Below are 14,221 nucleotides of genomic sequence, written 5' to 3' on the forward strand. Positions count from 1 at the left end.
CTCTCCGGCCTACCGCTGGCTCGTCTCCCAGTTCGGCGCCTCGTACCAGGGGTGGTCCTCCGCCGGCAGGGGGGCGCGGCCGCGGATGGTGTCGGCGAGCTTCTCGGCGAGCATGATGGTGGGGGCGTTGAGGTTGCCGCTGGTGATGCGCGGCATGACCGAAGCGTCCACCACGCGCAGGCCCTCGACGCCGCGCACGCGGGCGGCGCCGTCCACCACCGAGGCCTCGCCGCCGCCCATGCGGCAGGTGCCGCTCGGGTGGTAGGCGCTCTCGCCGTGCTGGCGCACCCAGGCGTCCAGCTCGGCGTCGCTCTGCACGGCCGGACCCGGGCCGAGCTCCTCGCCGCGGAAGTCGTCGAACGGGGACTGGGCGATGACCTCGCGGGTGAGGCGGATGGCCTCGCGCATCTCGTGGCGGTCGCGCTCGGTGCCCATGTAGTTGAACAGGATGCGCGGCGCCTGGTCCGGCTCCGGGCCGGCCAGCGTCACGCTGCCGCGGCTCTCCGGGCGCATGGGGCCGACGTGAGCCTGGAAGCCGTGGGTCTCGGCGGTGGCGCTGCCGTCGTAGGTGATCGCCATGGGCAGGAAGTGATACTGCAGGTCGGGCTGGCGCACGCCCGCCTCGCTGCGGATGAAGCCGCCGGACTCGAAATGGTTGGTGGCCCCGAGCCCGCGCCGCAGCAGCAGCCACTCGGCGCCGATCAGCGCCTGGTTCCAGGGCTTGAGCGCGCTGTAGAGGGTGATCGGCTGGCGGCAGGCGTACTGCACGTACACCTCGAGGTGGTCCTGCAGGTTCCGGCCGACGCCGGGCGAGTCCACGGCCACGTCGATCCCGTGCCCGCGCAGGTGGTCCGCCGGGCCGATGCCGGAGAGCATCAGCAGCTGCGGCGAGTTGATGGCGCCGCCGCAGAGCAGCACCTCGCGCTCGGCGCGCACCGTCTGGCGCACGCTCCGGTGGCGGAAGGTGACGCCGGTGGCGCGGCCGTCCTCGAGCACCACCCTCTCCGTGAGCGCGCGCACGCACAGATGCAGGTTCGGCCGCGACAGTACCGGGCGCAGGTAGGCGTTGGCCGTGGACCAGCGCTGGCCGCGCCGGGTGGTCATGAACATCGGCCCGAAGCCTTCCTGCTGGTAGCCGTTCATGTCCGCGGTGTAGGGGTAGCCGGCGGCGACGCCGGCATCGACGAACGCCCGGTACAGCGGGTTGCGCATGGGCCCGGTGGTGACGTGCAGCGGCCCGCCCTGGCCGTGGTAGTCGTTGCCGCCCTGGTCGAAGTCCTCGGCGCGCTTGAAGTAGGGCAGGACGTCGCGATAGCGCCAGTCCGGCAGGTCGAAGTCCGCCGCCCAGTGCTCGTAGTCGAGCGCGTGGCCGCGGACGTAGGCCATGCCGTTGATGGATGAGGAGCCGCCGAGCACCCGCCCGCGGGGGCAGTACATGCGGCGCTGGTCCATGAACGGCTCGGGCTCGGAGTGGTAGTACCAGTTGTAGCGGTCGTTGGCGAGCGGCTTGGCGAACGCCGAGGGCATATGGATCCACAGGCTGCGGTCCATGGGCCCGGCCTCCAGCAGCAGCACGGAGACGTCCGGGTCCTCGCTGAGCCGGTTGGCGAGCACGGCCCCGGCGGAGCCGGAGCCGACGATGATGTAGTCGAAGGTCTGTGTGGTCATGGCGTCGGTACGTCGATGTCGGGTGTTCGTGGTGATGTCCGTGCCGTGCGCTTATCCGGGCGTGTGTGGCGGTTCATCATGCGCCGGGGCGCGGCCGAGGCCGGTACGGCCCTGCGGGACACGCCGTGTCCCGGGAAGGACAGCCGAGTCCGGGCCCCGGCACCAATGCCCGATCCGACGTCATCCCTGTCAGCCCTTCGCGCACCGAAGCTGCGCTCCCACGGAGCAACGCGGTTCAGTACGGCGCCTCCACGCTCTCCATCGAGACGTAGACGCTTTTCAGCCGGGTGTAGTGCTCCAGCGCCCGGCGGCTGTTCTCGCGGCCGAGGCCGGACTGCTTGACGCCGCCGAAGGGCATCTCGATGGGGGTCAGGTTGTAGTGGTTCACCCAGACCACCCCCGCCTCCAGGGCCGCCGCCACGCGGTGGCCGCGGGTGAGGTCGCGGGTGAACACGCCGCCGGCGAGGCCGTAGGGGGTGTCGTTGGCGCGGCGGATGACCTCGTCCTCGTCGCGGAAGGCGAGCACCGTCATCACCGGGCCGAAGATCTCCTCGCGCACGATGGTCTGCTCGTCGTCGGGCGCGCGGAACACCGTGGGGGCGACGTAGTGCCCGCCCTCGCAGCCCGGGACGGTGACCGCCTCGCCGCCGCAGAGCAGCTCCGCGCCCTCGGCCCGGCCGCGCTCGATGTAGCCGAGGACATGGTCGCGGTGGCCGGCGGAGATCAGCGCACCGACGTCCGTCTCCGGATCCAGCGGATTGCCCACGCGCAGCTTCGCCGTGCGTGCCAGCAGGCGCTCGAGGAATTCCTCGATCACCGCCTCGTGCACGAACACCCGGGTGCCGTTGGTGCAGATCTCGCCCTGGGTGTAGAAGTTGCCGAGCAGGGCGCCGGAGACGGCGTCGTCGAGGCTGGCGTCGTCGAAGACCACCAGCGGCGACTTGCCGCCGAGCTCCATGGTCACCGCCTTGAGGGTGTCGGCGGCGTCGCGCATCACGGCCTTGCCGGTGCCCACCTCGCCGGTGAGTGAGACCTTGTCCACGCCGGCGTGGGTGGTGAGCGCACGCCCGGTGTCGGCGAAACCCTGGACCACGTTGTAGACCCCTGCGGGCACGCCCGCCTCGGCCAGCAGCTCGGCTAAGCGCAGCGCGGAGAGGGGGGTCAGCTCGGCGGGCTTGAACACCATGGCGTTGCCCGCGGCGAGCGCGGGCGCGGCCTTCCAGGCGGCGATCTGCAGCGGATAGTTCCAGGCGCCGATGCCGGCGCAGACGCCGAGCGGCTCGGGACGGGTGTAGAAGAAGCCCCCCGGGACCTCCTGGTACTCGCCCTGGAGCGAGGCCGCCTGGCCGGCGAAGTATTCGAGGCAGTCGGCGGCGGAGTCCACGTCCGCCTCCGGCGTCTCGGCGATGGGCTTGCCCCCGTCCAGGGTCTCCAGGCGCGCCAGCTCGTCGCGATGCTCGCGCAGCAGCGCCGCCGCCCGGGCGAGCACGCGGCCGCGCCCGGTGCCGCCGAGGGCCGCCCAGGCCGGCTGCGCCCGGCGCGCCGCGGCGACGGCGCGGTCCACGTCCGGGGCGCCGGCGAGGGCCACCGTGGCCAGCACCTCGCCGGTGCCCGGGTTCTCGGTCTCGAAGTGGCCGCCCTCGATGGCGGGCTGGGGCCCGCCGTCGATCCAGAGCAGGTGATCAGGCGATGCGGACATTCTGCGTCTCCCCGCCGCGCAGGCGTAGCTGACTGATGAGGTAATCCCGGGCGAGCTCCCGCGCCTGGCTGATGTCGAAGCCGCCGGTGCGCATGCTGGCGCGCAGCCACAGGCCGTCTATCATCACGCCAAGGCCCTCGGCCACGTGGCGCGCATCCTCGCGGGCGAGCAGGCCGCGCAGGGCGTGCAGCAGGTTGCTCTCGAGCCGCCGCGTCACGATCCGCTGGATGCGCGCGAGCTCGGGGTGGTGGTTGACCTGGGCCCAGAACGACAGCCAGCCGCTCACCACCACCGCCCCGGACTGGCTGGGGGCGAAGTTGGCGTCGATGATGGCGAGCACCTGGCCGAGGCCGGGCTCGGCGGTCCGCCGGCGCTCGCGGTACTCGCGGGCGAGCTCCCGCGCCAGATGGCGCAGGGTGGCCGCCAGCAGGCCGGACTTGTCGCCGAAGTAGTGTGCCACCAGCCCCGGCGAGGCGCCGGCGCGCCGGCCGACGCGGGCGAGCGTCGTCTCGTGCAGGCCCTGCTCGTGGATGATCTGCAGCGTGGCTTCGATGAACTGGCGCTGGCGGATGGGTTCCATTCCCCGCTTGGGCATGACGGCGACGCTCCGGGTCGATCCAATGTGGCCGGAGAGTCTATTTGATTTTGATTGAGTGTTCAATTAACTTGGCGGGGCAGTCGGCGCCCGTCCGGCGCCGCGCGCAAGCGTTCACGCAACAGAGGAAACGCAGCATGCAGCATCGCATCCGACTCTCCCTCGCCGCCGCCGCGCTGGTAGCCGCCGGCGGGGCGTATGCCCAGGAACCCGAGTCCTGCCGCGACGTCGGCATCGCCAACGTCAACTGGACCGGCGTGACCGTGAAGTCCGAGACCGCGAGCTACATCCTCGACGCGCTCGGATACAACACCACGCTGACCACGGCCTCCGTGCCCATCGCCTTCCAGTCCGTCGCCGAGGGCGATCGCGACTTCTTCCTCGGGCTGTGGCTGCCCACCCAGCAGAGCATGATCGAGCCCTATCTCGAGTCCGGGGAGATCGATCAGGTCACCGCGAATCTGAAAGGGGCGAAGTACACCCTGGCGGTGCCGGACTACGTGTATGAGGCCGGCGTGACCTCCTTCTCCGATCTCGACGAGTATCGCGACCGGTTCGAGGGCCGCATCTACGGCATCGAGGCCGGCAATGACGGCAATCTGATCATCCAGCAGATGATCGACGAGGATGCCTTCGGCCTGGGCGACTGGAACCTGATGGAGTCCTCGGAGGCGGGCATGCTCACGCAGGTGAAGCGCTCGGTGCCGCGCGAGGACTGGGTGGTCTTCCTCGGCTGGGCGCCGCACCCGATGAACCTCAACATCGACATGGAGTACCTCACTGGCGGTGAGGAGTACTTCGGCCCGGACCAGGGCGGCGCCACGGTGTACACGGTCGCCACCAGCGGCTACACGGACCGCTGCGCCAACGTCGGCCGGTTCCTTGAGCAGTACGAGTACACCGTCGAGGAGCAGAGCCGTGCCGGTGGCTATGTCATCAACGAGGACATGGGCACCCGCGAGGCGGGCCTGCGCCTGATCGAGGAGCAGCCGGAGCTGCTGGAGCGCTGGCTCGACGGCGTCACCACCGCCGACGGCAGCGAGGACGCTGTTGCCGTGGTGCGGGAGTCGCTCGGGCTGTAAGCCCGTCGGTTCGCGAGCGACGTGAAAGGGGTGCGGTTCCGCCGCACCCCTTTTTTTCCGCCGGAGGCGGTAACCGACATCCCGATGGGCGTGGCGAATTGAGGCCGCCGTCGGCCCGTTGCACCTGGCCCGGGCTGTGTTCGCCTGCAGGCGTGTCGGGTACCGCCTGCGGCGGTTCCCGACCTACAGGGAATGTCGCACACGGCTGCGCCGTGCACGACCTACGGCGCTTTGATCCGGGGGTGGCGGCTGGCCGCCTCAGTCGGCGCGGATGCGCACGGTGCCGCTGACGCCGCCCTGGAGGGCGCGGATCCGGCTCAGCAGGGCGGCGCTGAGGCGGTGGCCCGCCGGGACGAGCAGGATGCCGGTGCTGGTGGTGAGGTCCTCGGCGAGGACCATGCCCTCGCGCAGGTCGCTCACCGGTACGCCCTCGCCGGCGGCCGCCTGCGGCGTCGCCGCCGCTGGCCCGTGCTGCCGGCGCCAGCGCAGGAAGGCATTGACCACCCGCGGGTCGAAGCGCCGGCCGCGCTCCTCCTCGACGAACTGGCAGGCCTCCTGCTCCGAGAAGCGGCGCGGGAACAGATGCCCGTGCAGCGCCTCGTCGAAGGCGTCGGCCAGGGCGAGCAGGCGCGCCGGCACCGGAATGCCCCCGCCGGCGAGGCCCTCGGGGAAGCCGCGGCCATCGTGGCGCTCATGGTGCAGGCGGACGATCTTCGCCGCCGTGCCGAGGCGTGGATGCCGGGCGAGCCACTCCGCCGCGATGGCGGGATGGCGCTCGAAGGCGGCGCGGGCGCCGGCGGCGAGCCGGCTCTCGGGCAGCTCCCGCGTCTCCGCCGGCAGACCGGCCTCGCCGACGTCGTGCACCAGCGCTGCCAGGCGCAGGCTCTCGAAGCCGGCACCGCCGAGGCCGAGATGCTGGCAGAAGCCCGTGAGCAGCTCGGCGACGCGCTCGCCATGGCCGGGCTTGTGGTCGCCCAGCAGCTGCGGCACCGCGCCGAGCAGCGGCTCCAGATCGTCCAGGCTTCGGTTCGCATCCGGCGTGGGGCTGACTTCCGCCAGCGCGCCGCCGATGCTGCGCGCGCCGTGCAGCCCGGCGGCGAGGGTATCCAGCAGCTCCCGGGCGCGCCAGGGCTTCTCCAGGTAGGCGTAGCAGTGGCCCTCGTTGATGGCGCGCACGCTTGCCGCGTAGTCGGCGTAGCCGGTGATCAGTATGCGCACGCTGCGGGGATGGTCGCGGGCGACCTCGGCGAGCAGGGCGATGCCGTCGCCGTCGGGCAGCTTGAAGTCCGAGATCACGGCCTCTGCGCCGTGGCGGGCAAGGCCCGCCCGCGCCTCGCTGACGCTGGTGTAGCCGATCACCGAGTAGCCGTGGCCTGTCAGGGTGTCCTGCAGCAGGCGCAGTACCTCGGGGTCGTCGTCGACGCAGACCACCTCGGCGGTGGTGTCCGTGCTCATGGCGTCGCCGCCTCATCGAGGCCGTGCTCGCGAAGCTTCGCCTGCAGGCTCAGGTTCTCGGCGCTGAGCTCTCCCACCTCGCCCTCCAGGGTGGTGAGCCGCTCCTGCAGCTCGATGGCCTGGGCCGCGAAGCGGTCGATGGTCGCTTCGAGGGCTTTCGTGTCACCGCTTGCCTCGGCCCGGTTGGCCTCGTCCAGGCGCTTGTTGAGGCGGCGGATGGTGCGACGGTTGCGCGCGTTCTCCTTCATCAGGGCCTCGAAGGACTGCTCGGTCTCCGCGGCGGCGGCTTCCAGGCGCTTGATCTGCTGGGTGTAGTAGTGCCGGAGCTCCTCCTCGCGGTGCTCGGCGGCGTCGAGCTTGGCCCGCAGGTCGTCGATCAGGGCGTACTGGTGCTTGAGCGAGAGCAGCAGCCGGCGCTCGGTGACCTCCGCCTGGCGCTCGCGGCCTTCGGCGAGCTGATTGGCGCGGCGGGCGCGGTGGTCCGGCGAGGGGGCGGCGGTGAGGTGGCGCTCGCCGAAGGGCTGGATGTCGCCGCGCTCCAGGAACTGCTGCAGCGGCGCCTGCGCCTGCTGCCAGGCACCCACCGCGGCCTGCAGCTCCGCGCTCCCTTGGCCCCCGGCGAGCTCGCGCGCGACGAGCGGCTCCAGGCGCTCGCCGGCGTCCCGCAGGCGCAGCATGGCGCCGTGCAGCTCGTTGAAGCGCCGCCGGTAGGCCTCCAGCTCCTGCACCCGCTGCTCGAGCCGGGCACTGCGGCCCTGCTGGCGCTCGAGCTGGCGCTCCAGCTGCTGGGCGCTCTCGCCGTGGCTGCGGCGCGCCTGGGCGAGGTCCTCGCGGTGCTGGTTGCGGCTGGTCTCGAGCCAGCGCTGCAGCGTGGCCTCGGCGGTGCGAAAGCCCTCCAGAAGGGTGTCCAGGGCGCCCCGGCGTGCCTCCCAGAACTGCTCGGGGGGCGCCTGCAGGGCGCTGAGCTCGTGGCGCAGCGTCTCGTAGTGGAGCTGCAGCCCGACCCGGGGCGGGTCGCCGTCGGCCAGGGCGCTGCCCTGGTGCAGGGTCGCCGGGTTCTCGTTCCAGCGGCTGCGCACGGCCGCGATGAGCGCGCTGATCGCGCTCTGCACATGATTCAGGTAGTCCGCGCGCTCGCGCTCGGAATCCCGCGCCTCGCCCTGCAGCGCCGCGAGGCGCCGACGCGCCCGCCACCACAGGCGGCCGAAGACCACGGCCGCCACCACCGCGGCGAGCAGCAGCTCCGCGAGCAGGATGGCGATGGCGAGCAGTTCACTGTCCACGGAGCCCCCGCGTTCCAGCCGGTTCGGGTGACGGCGCTTCTGCCATGGAAGTCTAGGCGTTGACGCAGATCAAGGCGTATGACGGATCGACCTATCATTGTGAAGTATGTCACTGTTTGGGCGTTTGTCACCCATTGGCGCCTAGCCCGCATATCTCACCGATTCGCGAAGCGAGGGCGTGGAGCTGGCGGGCAGGACAAGGCGCGGGAGAGTCCGGGCGCGCAGGCGTACTCGACAGTACGTCGAGCACCCGGACCGAGCGCAACGCCGGCCTGCCCGCCAGATCCGCGCCCGCAGCCGTGAATCGGTGAGATATCCGGGCTAGAGGGGGCCGCTGAGCTGTGAGAGCTGCACGCCGAGCAGGCGCACCGCGCGGTGCAGGCGGTGCTGGAACAGGCAGCTGTGCACGGCGGCGTGGAGGATGTGCGGGTCGTCGCTCGGACTTGGCAGGGAGAGCGAGCGGGTGTGGGTGGTGAAGTCCCGGTAGCGCAGCTTCACGGTCACGGTGCGGGCGCGCAGGCCCTTCTCCCGCAGGCGCGTGAGTACCTGATCCAGCATGCCCCCGGCCTCATGGGCGAGCCGGCCGCTGCTGCGGCAGTCCTGCTGGAAGGTGCGCTCGCGGCCGATGGATTTGCGCACCCGCTCGGTCTGCACGGGGCGCTCGTCCTCGCCGTGGGCGGCGCGCAGCAGGGCGCGGGCATGGCGCTCGCCGAAGGCGCTCTGCAGGTGTTCGACGGCCGTTCCTGCCAGCTCGCCGATGGTCCCGATGCCGAGCTCGTGCAGGCGCGCCTCCGCCCGCGGGCCGACGCCGTGCAGCGTGCGCACCGGCAGCGGCCAGACCCGCGCCGGGACGTCTTCGTGGGTCAGCCGGGTGAGCCCGTCCGGCTTCTCCAGATCGGAGGCGATCTTGGCCAGCAGGCGGTTGGGGGCGATGCCGACGGAGGCGACCAGCCCGGTGGCGGCCTGGATGTCGGACTTGAGCGCGCGGGCGGTGGCCAGCGGTGCCTCACTGTGCCCGGTGAGATCCAGGTAGGCCTCGTCGAGCCCCACTGCCTGGAGCACCGGGCTCACCCGGCCGAGGATGGCGAACACGTCTGCCGAGGCCGCCTGGTAGGCGGCGAAGTCCACCGGCAGGAACACCGCTTCCGGACACAGCCGGGCGGCGGTGCGCAGCGGCATGCCGGAGTGGATGCCGAACACCCGGGCCTCGTAGGTGGCGGTGGAGACGACCCCGCGGCTCGCCGGGTCGCCGCGGCCGCCCACCACCACCGGCTGCCCGCGCAGCTCCGGGCGCCGCCGCAGCTCCACGGCGGCGAAGAAGGCATCCATGTCGACGTGGAGGATGACGCGGCGGGTCGCCCCGGCAGGCTCAGGCAGGGTCGTCATGGAGGTGCAGGAGCGCGCGCAGGGCCTCCGGCAGGCGGTCCGCGAACAGCGGCCCCTGGCCGGTATCGCAGCCGATCTGCTGTGCCGCCGCCCACTGGCCCGGGCGGGCGATGCCGTCGGCGACGATCTCCGGGGCCAGCGCCCGGCCCAGCGCCACCAGCGGCTGCAGCAGGGCGTGTGCCGCCTCCCGGCGGCCGGCATCGTCGGCATCCAGCTCGGCGAACAGGCTGCCGTCGATGACGATGGCGTCGGGTTCCAGCGCCTGGACCAGGCCGAGGCTGGGCTGATCGCCGCCGAGGCCGCCGAGGGAGAGACGCAGACCGGGGATGGCCTCGCGCAGCCGGGCCACGGCGTCCAGCAGCGCGATGCCGTCGCGGTTGGCCTTGCCGGGCAGGGACAGCTGCAGCTCCGGCGGGCACGGCAGACACTGCAGATCGGCCACGAGGCGCTCGCGGAAGCGTTCGTCCCAGATGCGGCCACGGGTGATGACATAGACCGGACGCGCCGTCGGCGCGGAGCGCGCGAGGGCGGCGCTGCACTCGGCGAGGGCGGCGAGGCCGAAGCTCTCCACCGCCTCCAGGGCGCCGTTGCGACTGGCCTGGTTGAGGAGCTCGGCGGTGTCGCGCAGGCCATGCTCGGGGTCGAGCCAGCGTACGCCGAGCTGGGCGGCCAGCAGCTCGCCGGCACTGTTGACGCGCGCCTCGCCCGCCACCACCAGCTGGCTGGCCAGCTCGCCGCCGCGAATGTCCCGGCTGAGGCGGAAGGCCTCCTGGACGGCGTCGCGGATCTGCTCGTCGTGGAAGGCATGGCCGTTGCGGCCGCTTGCCTTGACGCTGTACATCGCCGCATCCGCGGCCCGCAGCAGGTCGCCGAAGTGCTCGCCATGCTCCGGCGCCATGGCGATGCCGATGCTGGGGCTCACCTGGGTCCATTCCTGTTGCAGGGCCACTTCGCGGGTCACCGCCTGGCGCAGCTTCTCGGCGACGCGGGCCGCGGCCTCCCGGCCGCCGCGGGGCAGCAGGACGACGAATTCGTCGCCACCGAGCCGGGCCACGGTGTCGGCAGGGCGCACGGCGCGCTGCAGGGACTCCGCCACCTGCACCAGGAGCTCGTCGCCGGCGTCGTGGCCAAGGGCGTCGTTGACGAGCTTGAAGTTGTCCAGGTCGATCAGCAGCAGGGCGGCGGTCTCGCCCTCGGGCAGCGCGTGCAGGGCCTGCCCGACGCGCTGCTGCAGCAGGCTGCGGTTGGGCAGGCCGGTGAGGGCGTCGGTGTTGGCACGGTGGCTGAGCTCGTCCAGCAGACGCCGGCGCTCCATGGCCAGGGCCGCGAGGCCGCCCACCTCGCGCAGCGCCTCCAGGTCGCCCGGCTCGGTGCGCTGGACGTCGCGGTGAAACACCGCCAGGGTGCCCAGGGTCTCGTCGTTGCCGCCCGGGATGGCGAAGGCCCAGGCGCTGCGGACGCCGAGGTGGCGCGCCGCCTCACGGGACGCCGCCTCGCAGTCGTCGGCATACAGATCCGGATGCACCATGACGCCATTGAGCCGCAGGCTGTCGTGGCACGGGCGCTGCCGCGGGTCCAGCGGCAGCCGGGGCAGCAGGGCGGCAATGTCCTCCTCGCGCTCGCTGGCGTACTCCAGGGAGTGCGTCGCACCGCTGCTGCGCACCACCACCACCAGCGCCTCCGGGTGCTGGTGGCAGAGGGTGATGCCGACCTGGTCCAGCAGCGCGGTCATGGGGGCGTGGCGCAGCACCAATTCCATGATCCGGGCCCGGTCCTCGGTGAGCCGGCTGCGGCGCTGCTCGTCGGTGAGGTCACTGAGGGTGGCGAGCACGAAGCGCTCGCCGTCGTCCAGCTCGATGAGCTCGTTGACCACCTGCGCCGGCAGCACCCGGCCATCGTCCCGATGCAGGAGCCAGACATCGCTGTGGCGATCGCCGCGGGCGAATACCCGGTCCAGCGTGGCCCGCACCTCGCTGGCCTGATGGCGGGCGGCGAGCTCGAGAGCCGGTATCCCCATCAGCGCCTCGACGCCCCGTCCGCAGATCTCCGCCGCCCGCGGGTTGAGGTCCACCACCCGGTGCTCGTGGTCGATCATGAGGAAGCCCATGTCCGCGGCGTGGTAGACCACGTCGATGAGGTCACGGCCGCGGCCGCGCTCGGCCTCCATGGCGCGCAGCCGCCGGGTAACCAGGCGCACCCGCAGATGCTCCACCGTGAGCCGGGCCAGATCCGCGAGGCGGGCGAGGGTCTCCTCGTCCGGCGCGGGATGGGGTGTGGCGTCCACTGCACAGAGGGTCCCCAGCGCGTAGCCCTCCTCGGTGACCAGCGGCATGCCGACATAAAAGCGGATGCCATCCCGGGCGACGTAGGGGTTGTCCCGGAAGCGGGGGTCGCGGCTTGCATCCGGGACCACCGTCGCCCGCGCGGGGTCGAGGATGGCGTGGCCGCAGAAGCTGAGCTCCCGCGGCCCGCTCTGCTCACCGAAGCCGACGCAGGCGCGGAACCACTGGCGGTTCTCGTCGATGAGGCTGATGAAGGCAGTGGGGACGTCGAGCAGCCGGGCGACGAGCCGGGTCAGCGCGTTGAACACCGGCTCGTCCGCCGTCTCCAGCGCATCCAGCGCGTGCAGCGCCTGCAGGCGCGCGTTCTCGTTGGCGGGCGTTGGCGGGGCGAGGACGCTCACGGCGCAGCTCTCCGTTTGACCTGACGGCCGGGGCGGAGCCTGCGGCACGCGCCTTCTCCCTGCGTCGTGTTGCTGATGCCATCCGCCCCGTTGATCGACGGAATGCTAAAGCGCGGGCCGCAAGGCGTCGATAGCTTCGGTTACAGGGGGGTCGCATGCCGGGCTCGCGCCGTCAGCTCTACAACCGGGGGAATCGATCATGAAGCTCTTGCAGCGCCAGGGGATGGCCGTCCAGGTGACCGCCGCCCTGCTCGTCGCGGTGGTGGTCATCATGGGTGTGCTGGTGGTGTTCGCCTCCACCTTCAGCCAGCGCAGCATGCTCGCCGAGAAGGAGGGCGAGATGCGCCAGCAGGTGCGCGTGCTCGATACCATGCTGGAGTTCTACTACGAGGTGCTGGAGAGCCGGGCCAACGAGTACGCCCGCGTGTTCGCCGCGGACTTCCCCGGGGAGCTGACGCGGGACACGAGCGAGCGGGTCACCATCGGCGACTACCGGGCGCCGGTGATGCGCCACGACGGCGAGGTGCTGAACCTCGACTTCAGCACCGTCGATGCCTTCGCCCGGCAGACCGGCGGCAACGCCACGGTGTTCGTGCGCTATGAGGACGATTTCCTGCGCGTCACCACCTCGCTGAAGAAGGAGGATGGCTCCCGGGCCATCGGCACCCTGCTCGGGCAGTCCCACCCCGGCTATCGCCAGCTCATGGCGGGCGAGCCGTACATCGGCCGCGCGCGGCTGTTCGGCCGCGACTACATGACCCGCTACGACCCGGTGCTGGACCGCCGCGGCGAGGTGATCGGCATCCTCTATGTGGGCGTCGACTACACCGCCGAGTTCGCCGATCTGCGCCAGAGCATCGCCGGGCTCACCTTCGGCGAGTCGGGCCGGGCCTTCGCGGTGGACCGCACCAGCGCCGAGGCGCCGGTTGTGCTGCACGCCGAGGAGCAGCGTCTCGGCAGCGCGCTGGCCGAGGCCGGCATGGGGGCGGGCGAGGACACGGTGTCGCGCCTGCGCGGCGATGAGGGCGGGGTGTTCCGCTACGCCGGCGCCGGCAGCGAGTGGCTGATGGCGCACCAGCCGGTGGACGGCTGGGGCTGGACCATCGCCGCCCGCGGCGCGCTGGATGATTTCCAGGCCGCCGGCGCACGCCTGGGCTGGCTGCTCGCCGGCGCCGGCGTCATCGCCGGCGTGCTGCTGGTGGCCGTGGGCGGGCTGACGCTGCGGCGCATGCTGCGGCCGCTGGATGCCCTCGGCCGGCAGGTGCGCCGGGTGGGCGAGGGTGACCTCACCGTCGATTTCCGCCGCCTGGAGGACGAAGGCAACCGCAACGAGCTGCGGCGCATGGAGGACAGCCTCGCGGCGATGACCGCGGACTTCCGCAAGCTCATCGGCGAGGTGGTGGGTGCGGCCCAGCAGCTCGCGAGCGCCGCCGGGCAGATGCTCGAGACCACCCGCCAGTCCGCCCAGGGGGCGGAGCGCCAGCAGAGCGAGGCGGACCAGGTGGGCACCGCCATGAACGAGATGGCGCAGACGGTCCAGGAGGTGGCCCGTAATGCTGCCGAGGCCGCGGAGGCCGCGAAGGAGGCCGACGGCCGCGCCGGCGACGGCCAGCAGACCGTGGAGCGCACCGCCGAGGCCATCCGCCGGTTTGCCGAGCAGATCAGCGGCGTCGCCGGCACCATCCGCGAGGTGGAGCAGGGCAGCGAGCGCATCGGCGGCGTGGTGGATCTCATCAACGGCATCTCCGAGCAGACCAACCTGCTGGCCCTGAACGCCGCCATCGAGGCCGCCCGGGCCGGCGAGCAGGGGCGGGGCTTTGCCGTGGTGGCCGAGGAAGTGCGCAGCCTCGCCAACCGCACCCAGGAGGCGACCAAGGAGATCCAGGGCACGGTGGAGTCGCTGCAGCGGCTCGGCCGCGAGGCCAGCGAGCGCATGACCGAGGGCGAGGCCACCGGCCGCCGCACCGCCGAGCATGCCGAGGAGGCCGGCGAGGCGCTGCAGGCCATCGCCGAGTCGGTGAGCCACATCACCCGGCTCAACCAGCAGATCGCGACGGCGGCGGAGGAGCAGAGCCAGGTGGCGGAGGAGATCAACCGCAGCGTGGTCAGCATCCGCGACGTCTCCGCCGAAACCGCCGAGGGCGCCGCCCAGTCGCGGGATGCCGGCGACAACGTCGCCCGGCTGGCGGACGATCTGCGGGAGCGGGTGGCGCGATTCCGCACCTGAGCCGGCAAAGCCGCCTCAGGTGCGGAATCGAGTTCAAAGTTCAAGGTTCGAAGTTCAAAGGGCCGGGGTTCGGGTCTGGCAGCTCGGGTTCCGGGCCCGGGTTTCGGGTTTCGGGCTTGAAGGTTTAAGGTTCGGCGGCTTCG

Annotated in this window: 9 protein-coding genes; 2 read left to right on the forward strand and 7 right to left on the reverse strand. The window is 72.1% G+C overall.

Features of this window, described 5'->3' with window-relative positions:
• Positions 1 to 9: 9 nt before the first annotated feature.
• From betA to betI, 3 genes are all read right to left on the reverse strand, one after another.
• Positions 10 to 1,668: a choline dehydrogenase gene (gene betA, locus LMH63_RS02645; protein WP_109679029.1), complete on the reverse strand. Its 1,659-nt coding sequence runs from the start codon at positions 1,666 to 1,668 to the stop codon at positions 10 to 12.
• A 235-nt stretch (positions 1,669 to 1,903) separates the two neighbouring features.
• Positions 1,904 to 3,367, reverse strand: coding sequence for a betaine-aldehyde dehydrogenase (gene betB / locus LMH63_RS02650; protein ID WP_109679030.1), 1,464 nt, complete (start codon positions 3,365 to 3,367; stop codon positions 1,904 to 1,906).
• The gene (betI, locus tag LMH63_RS02655) at positions 3,351 to 3,962 is read right to left on the reverse strand and encodes a transcriptional regulator BetI (RefSeq protein WP_109679031.1); all 612 of its coding nucleotides are present in this window, start codon (positions 3,960 to 3,962) and stop codon (positions 3,351 to 3,353) included. Before betI ends, betB begins: the two co-directional genes overlap by 17 nt.
• Before the next feature lie 137 nt (positions 3,963 to 4,099).
• Between betI and choX the strand changes: the two genes are divergently transcribed.
• A complete protein-coding gene (gene choX, locus LMH63_RS02660; RefSeq protein WP_109679032.1) occupies positions 4,100 to 5,044 on the forward strand; it encodes a choline ABC transporter substrate-binding protein in 945 nt (314 codons plus the stop codon).
• A 258-nt stretch (positions 5,045 to 5,302) separates the two neighbouring features.
• On the opposite strand, the gene LMH63_RS02665 is transcribed toward choX, so the two are convergent.
• From LMH63_RS02665 to LMH63_RS02680, 4 genes are all read right to left on the reverse strand, one after another.
• Positions 5,303 to 6,499: an HD domain-containing phosphohydrolase gene (locus LMH63_RS02665; RefSeq protein WP_109679033.1), complete on the reverse strand. Its 1,197-nt coding sequence runs from the start codon at positions 6,497 to 6,499 to the stop codon at positions 5,303 to 5,305.
• On the reverse strand, positions 6,496 to 7,782 hold the full coding sequence (locus tag LMH63_RS02670; protein ID WP_109679034.1) for a coiled-coil domain-containing protein: 1,287 nt from the start codon (positions 7,780 to 7,782) through the stop codon (positions 6,496 to 6,498). Before LMH63_RS02670 ends, LMH63_RS02665 begins: the two co-directional genes overlap by 4 nt.
• A gap of 321 nt (positions 7,783 to 8,103) precedes the next feature.
• Positions 8,104 to 9,168, reverse strand: a complete 1,065-nt coding sequence (locus LMH63_RS02675) for a DNA polymerase IV (protein ID WP_109679035.1) — start codon at positions 9,166 to 9,168, stop codon at positions 8,104 to 8,106.
• The gene (locus LMH63_RS02680; protein WP_158280391.1) at positions 9,152 to 11,851 is read right to left on the reverse strand and encodes a bifunctional diguanylate cyclase/phosphodiesterase; all 2,700 of its coding nucleotides are present in this window, start codon (positions 11,849 to 11,851) and stop codon (positions 9,152 to 9,154) included. The genes LMH63_RS02675 and LMH63_RS02680 overlap by 17 nt, the downstream gene beginning before the upstream one ends.
• A gap of 199 nt (positions 11,852 to 12,050) precedes the next feature.
• Here LMH63_RS02680 and LMH63_RS02685 point away from each other — a divergent pair, with 199 nt between their 5' ends.
• Entirely contained in the window at positions 12,051 to 14,078 is a 2,028-nt protein-coding gene (locus LMH63_RS02685) for a methyl-accepting chemotaxis protein (RefSeq protein WP_109679037.1), read from the forward strand.
• Positions 14,079 to 14,221: the final 143 nt, after the last annotated feature.

The organism is Spiribacter halobius (genome assembly GCF_020883455.1).
Taxonomy (GTDB): Bacteria; Pseudomonadota; Gammaproteobacteria; order Nitrococcales; family Nitrococcaceae; genus Sediminicurvatus; species Sediminicurvatus halobius.

What these genes read in the sequence shown, in the direction of transcription:
- LMH63_RS02665 (WP_109679033.1), bottom strand. Translation starts at nt 6,499, where the DNA reads ATGAGCACGGACACCACCGCCGAGGTGGTCTGCGTCGACGACGACCCC.
- betA (WP_109679029.1), bottom strand. Translation starts at nt 1,668, where the DNA reads ATGACCACACAGACCTTCGACTACATCATCGTCGGCTCCGGCTCCGCC.
- betB (WP_109679030.1), bottom strand. Translation starts at nt 3,367, where the DNA reads ATGTCCGCATCGCCTGATCACCTGCTCTGGATCGACGGCGGGCCCCAG.
- LMH63_RS02685 (WP_109679037.1), top strand. Translation starts at nt 12,051, where the DNA reads ATGAAGCTCTTGCAGCGCCAGGGGATGGCCGTCCAGGTGACCGCCGCC.
- betI (WP_109679031.1), bottom strand. Translation starts at nt 3,962, where the DNA reads ATGCCCAAGCGGGGAATGGAACCCATCCGCCAGCGCCAGTTCATCGAA.
- choX (WP_109679032.1), top strand. Translation starts at nt 4,100, where the DNA reads ATGCAGCATCGCATCCGACTCTCCCTCGCCGCCGCCGCGCTGGTAGCC.
- LMH63_RS02675 (WP_109679035.1), bottom strand. Translation starts at nt 9,168, where the DNA reads ATGACGACCCTGCCTGAGCCTGCCGGGGCGACCCGCCGCGTCATCCTC.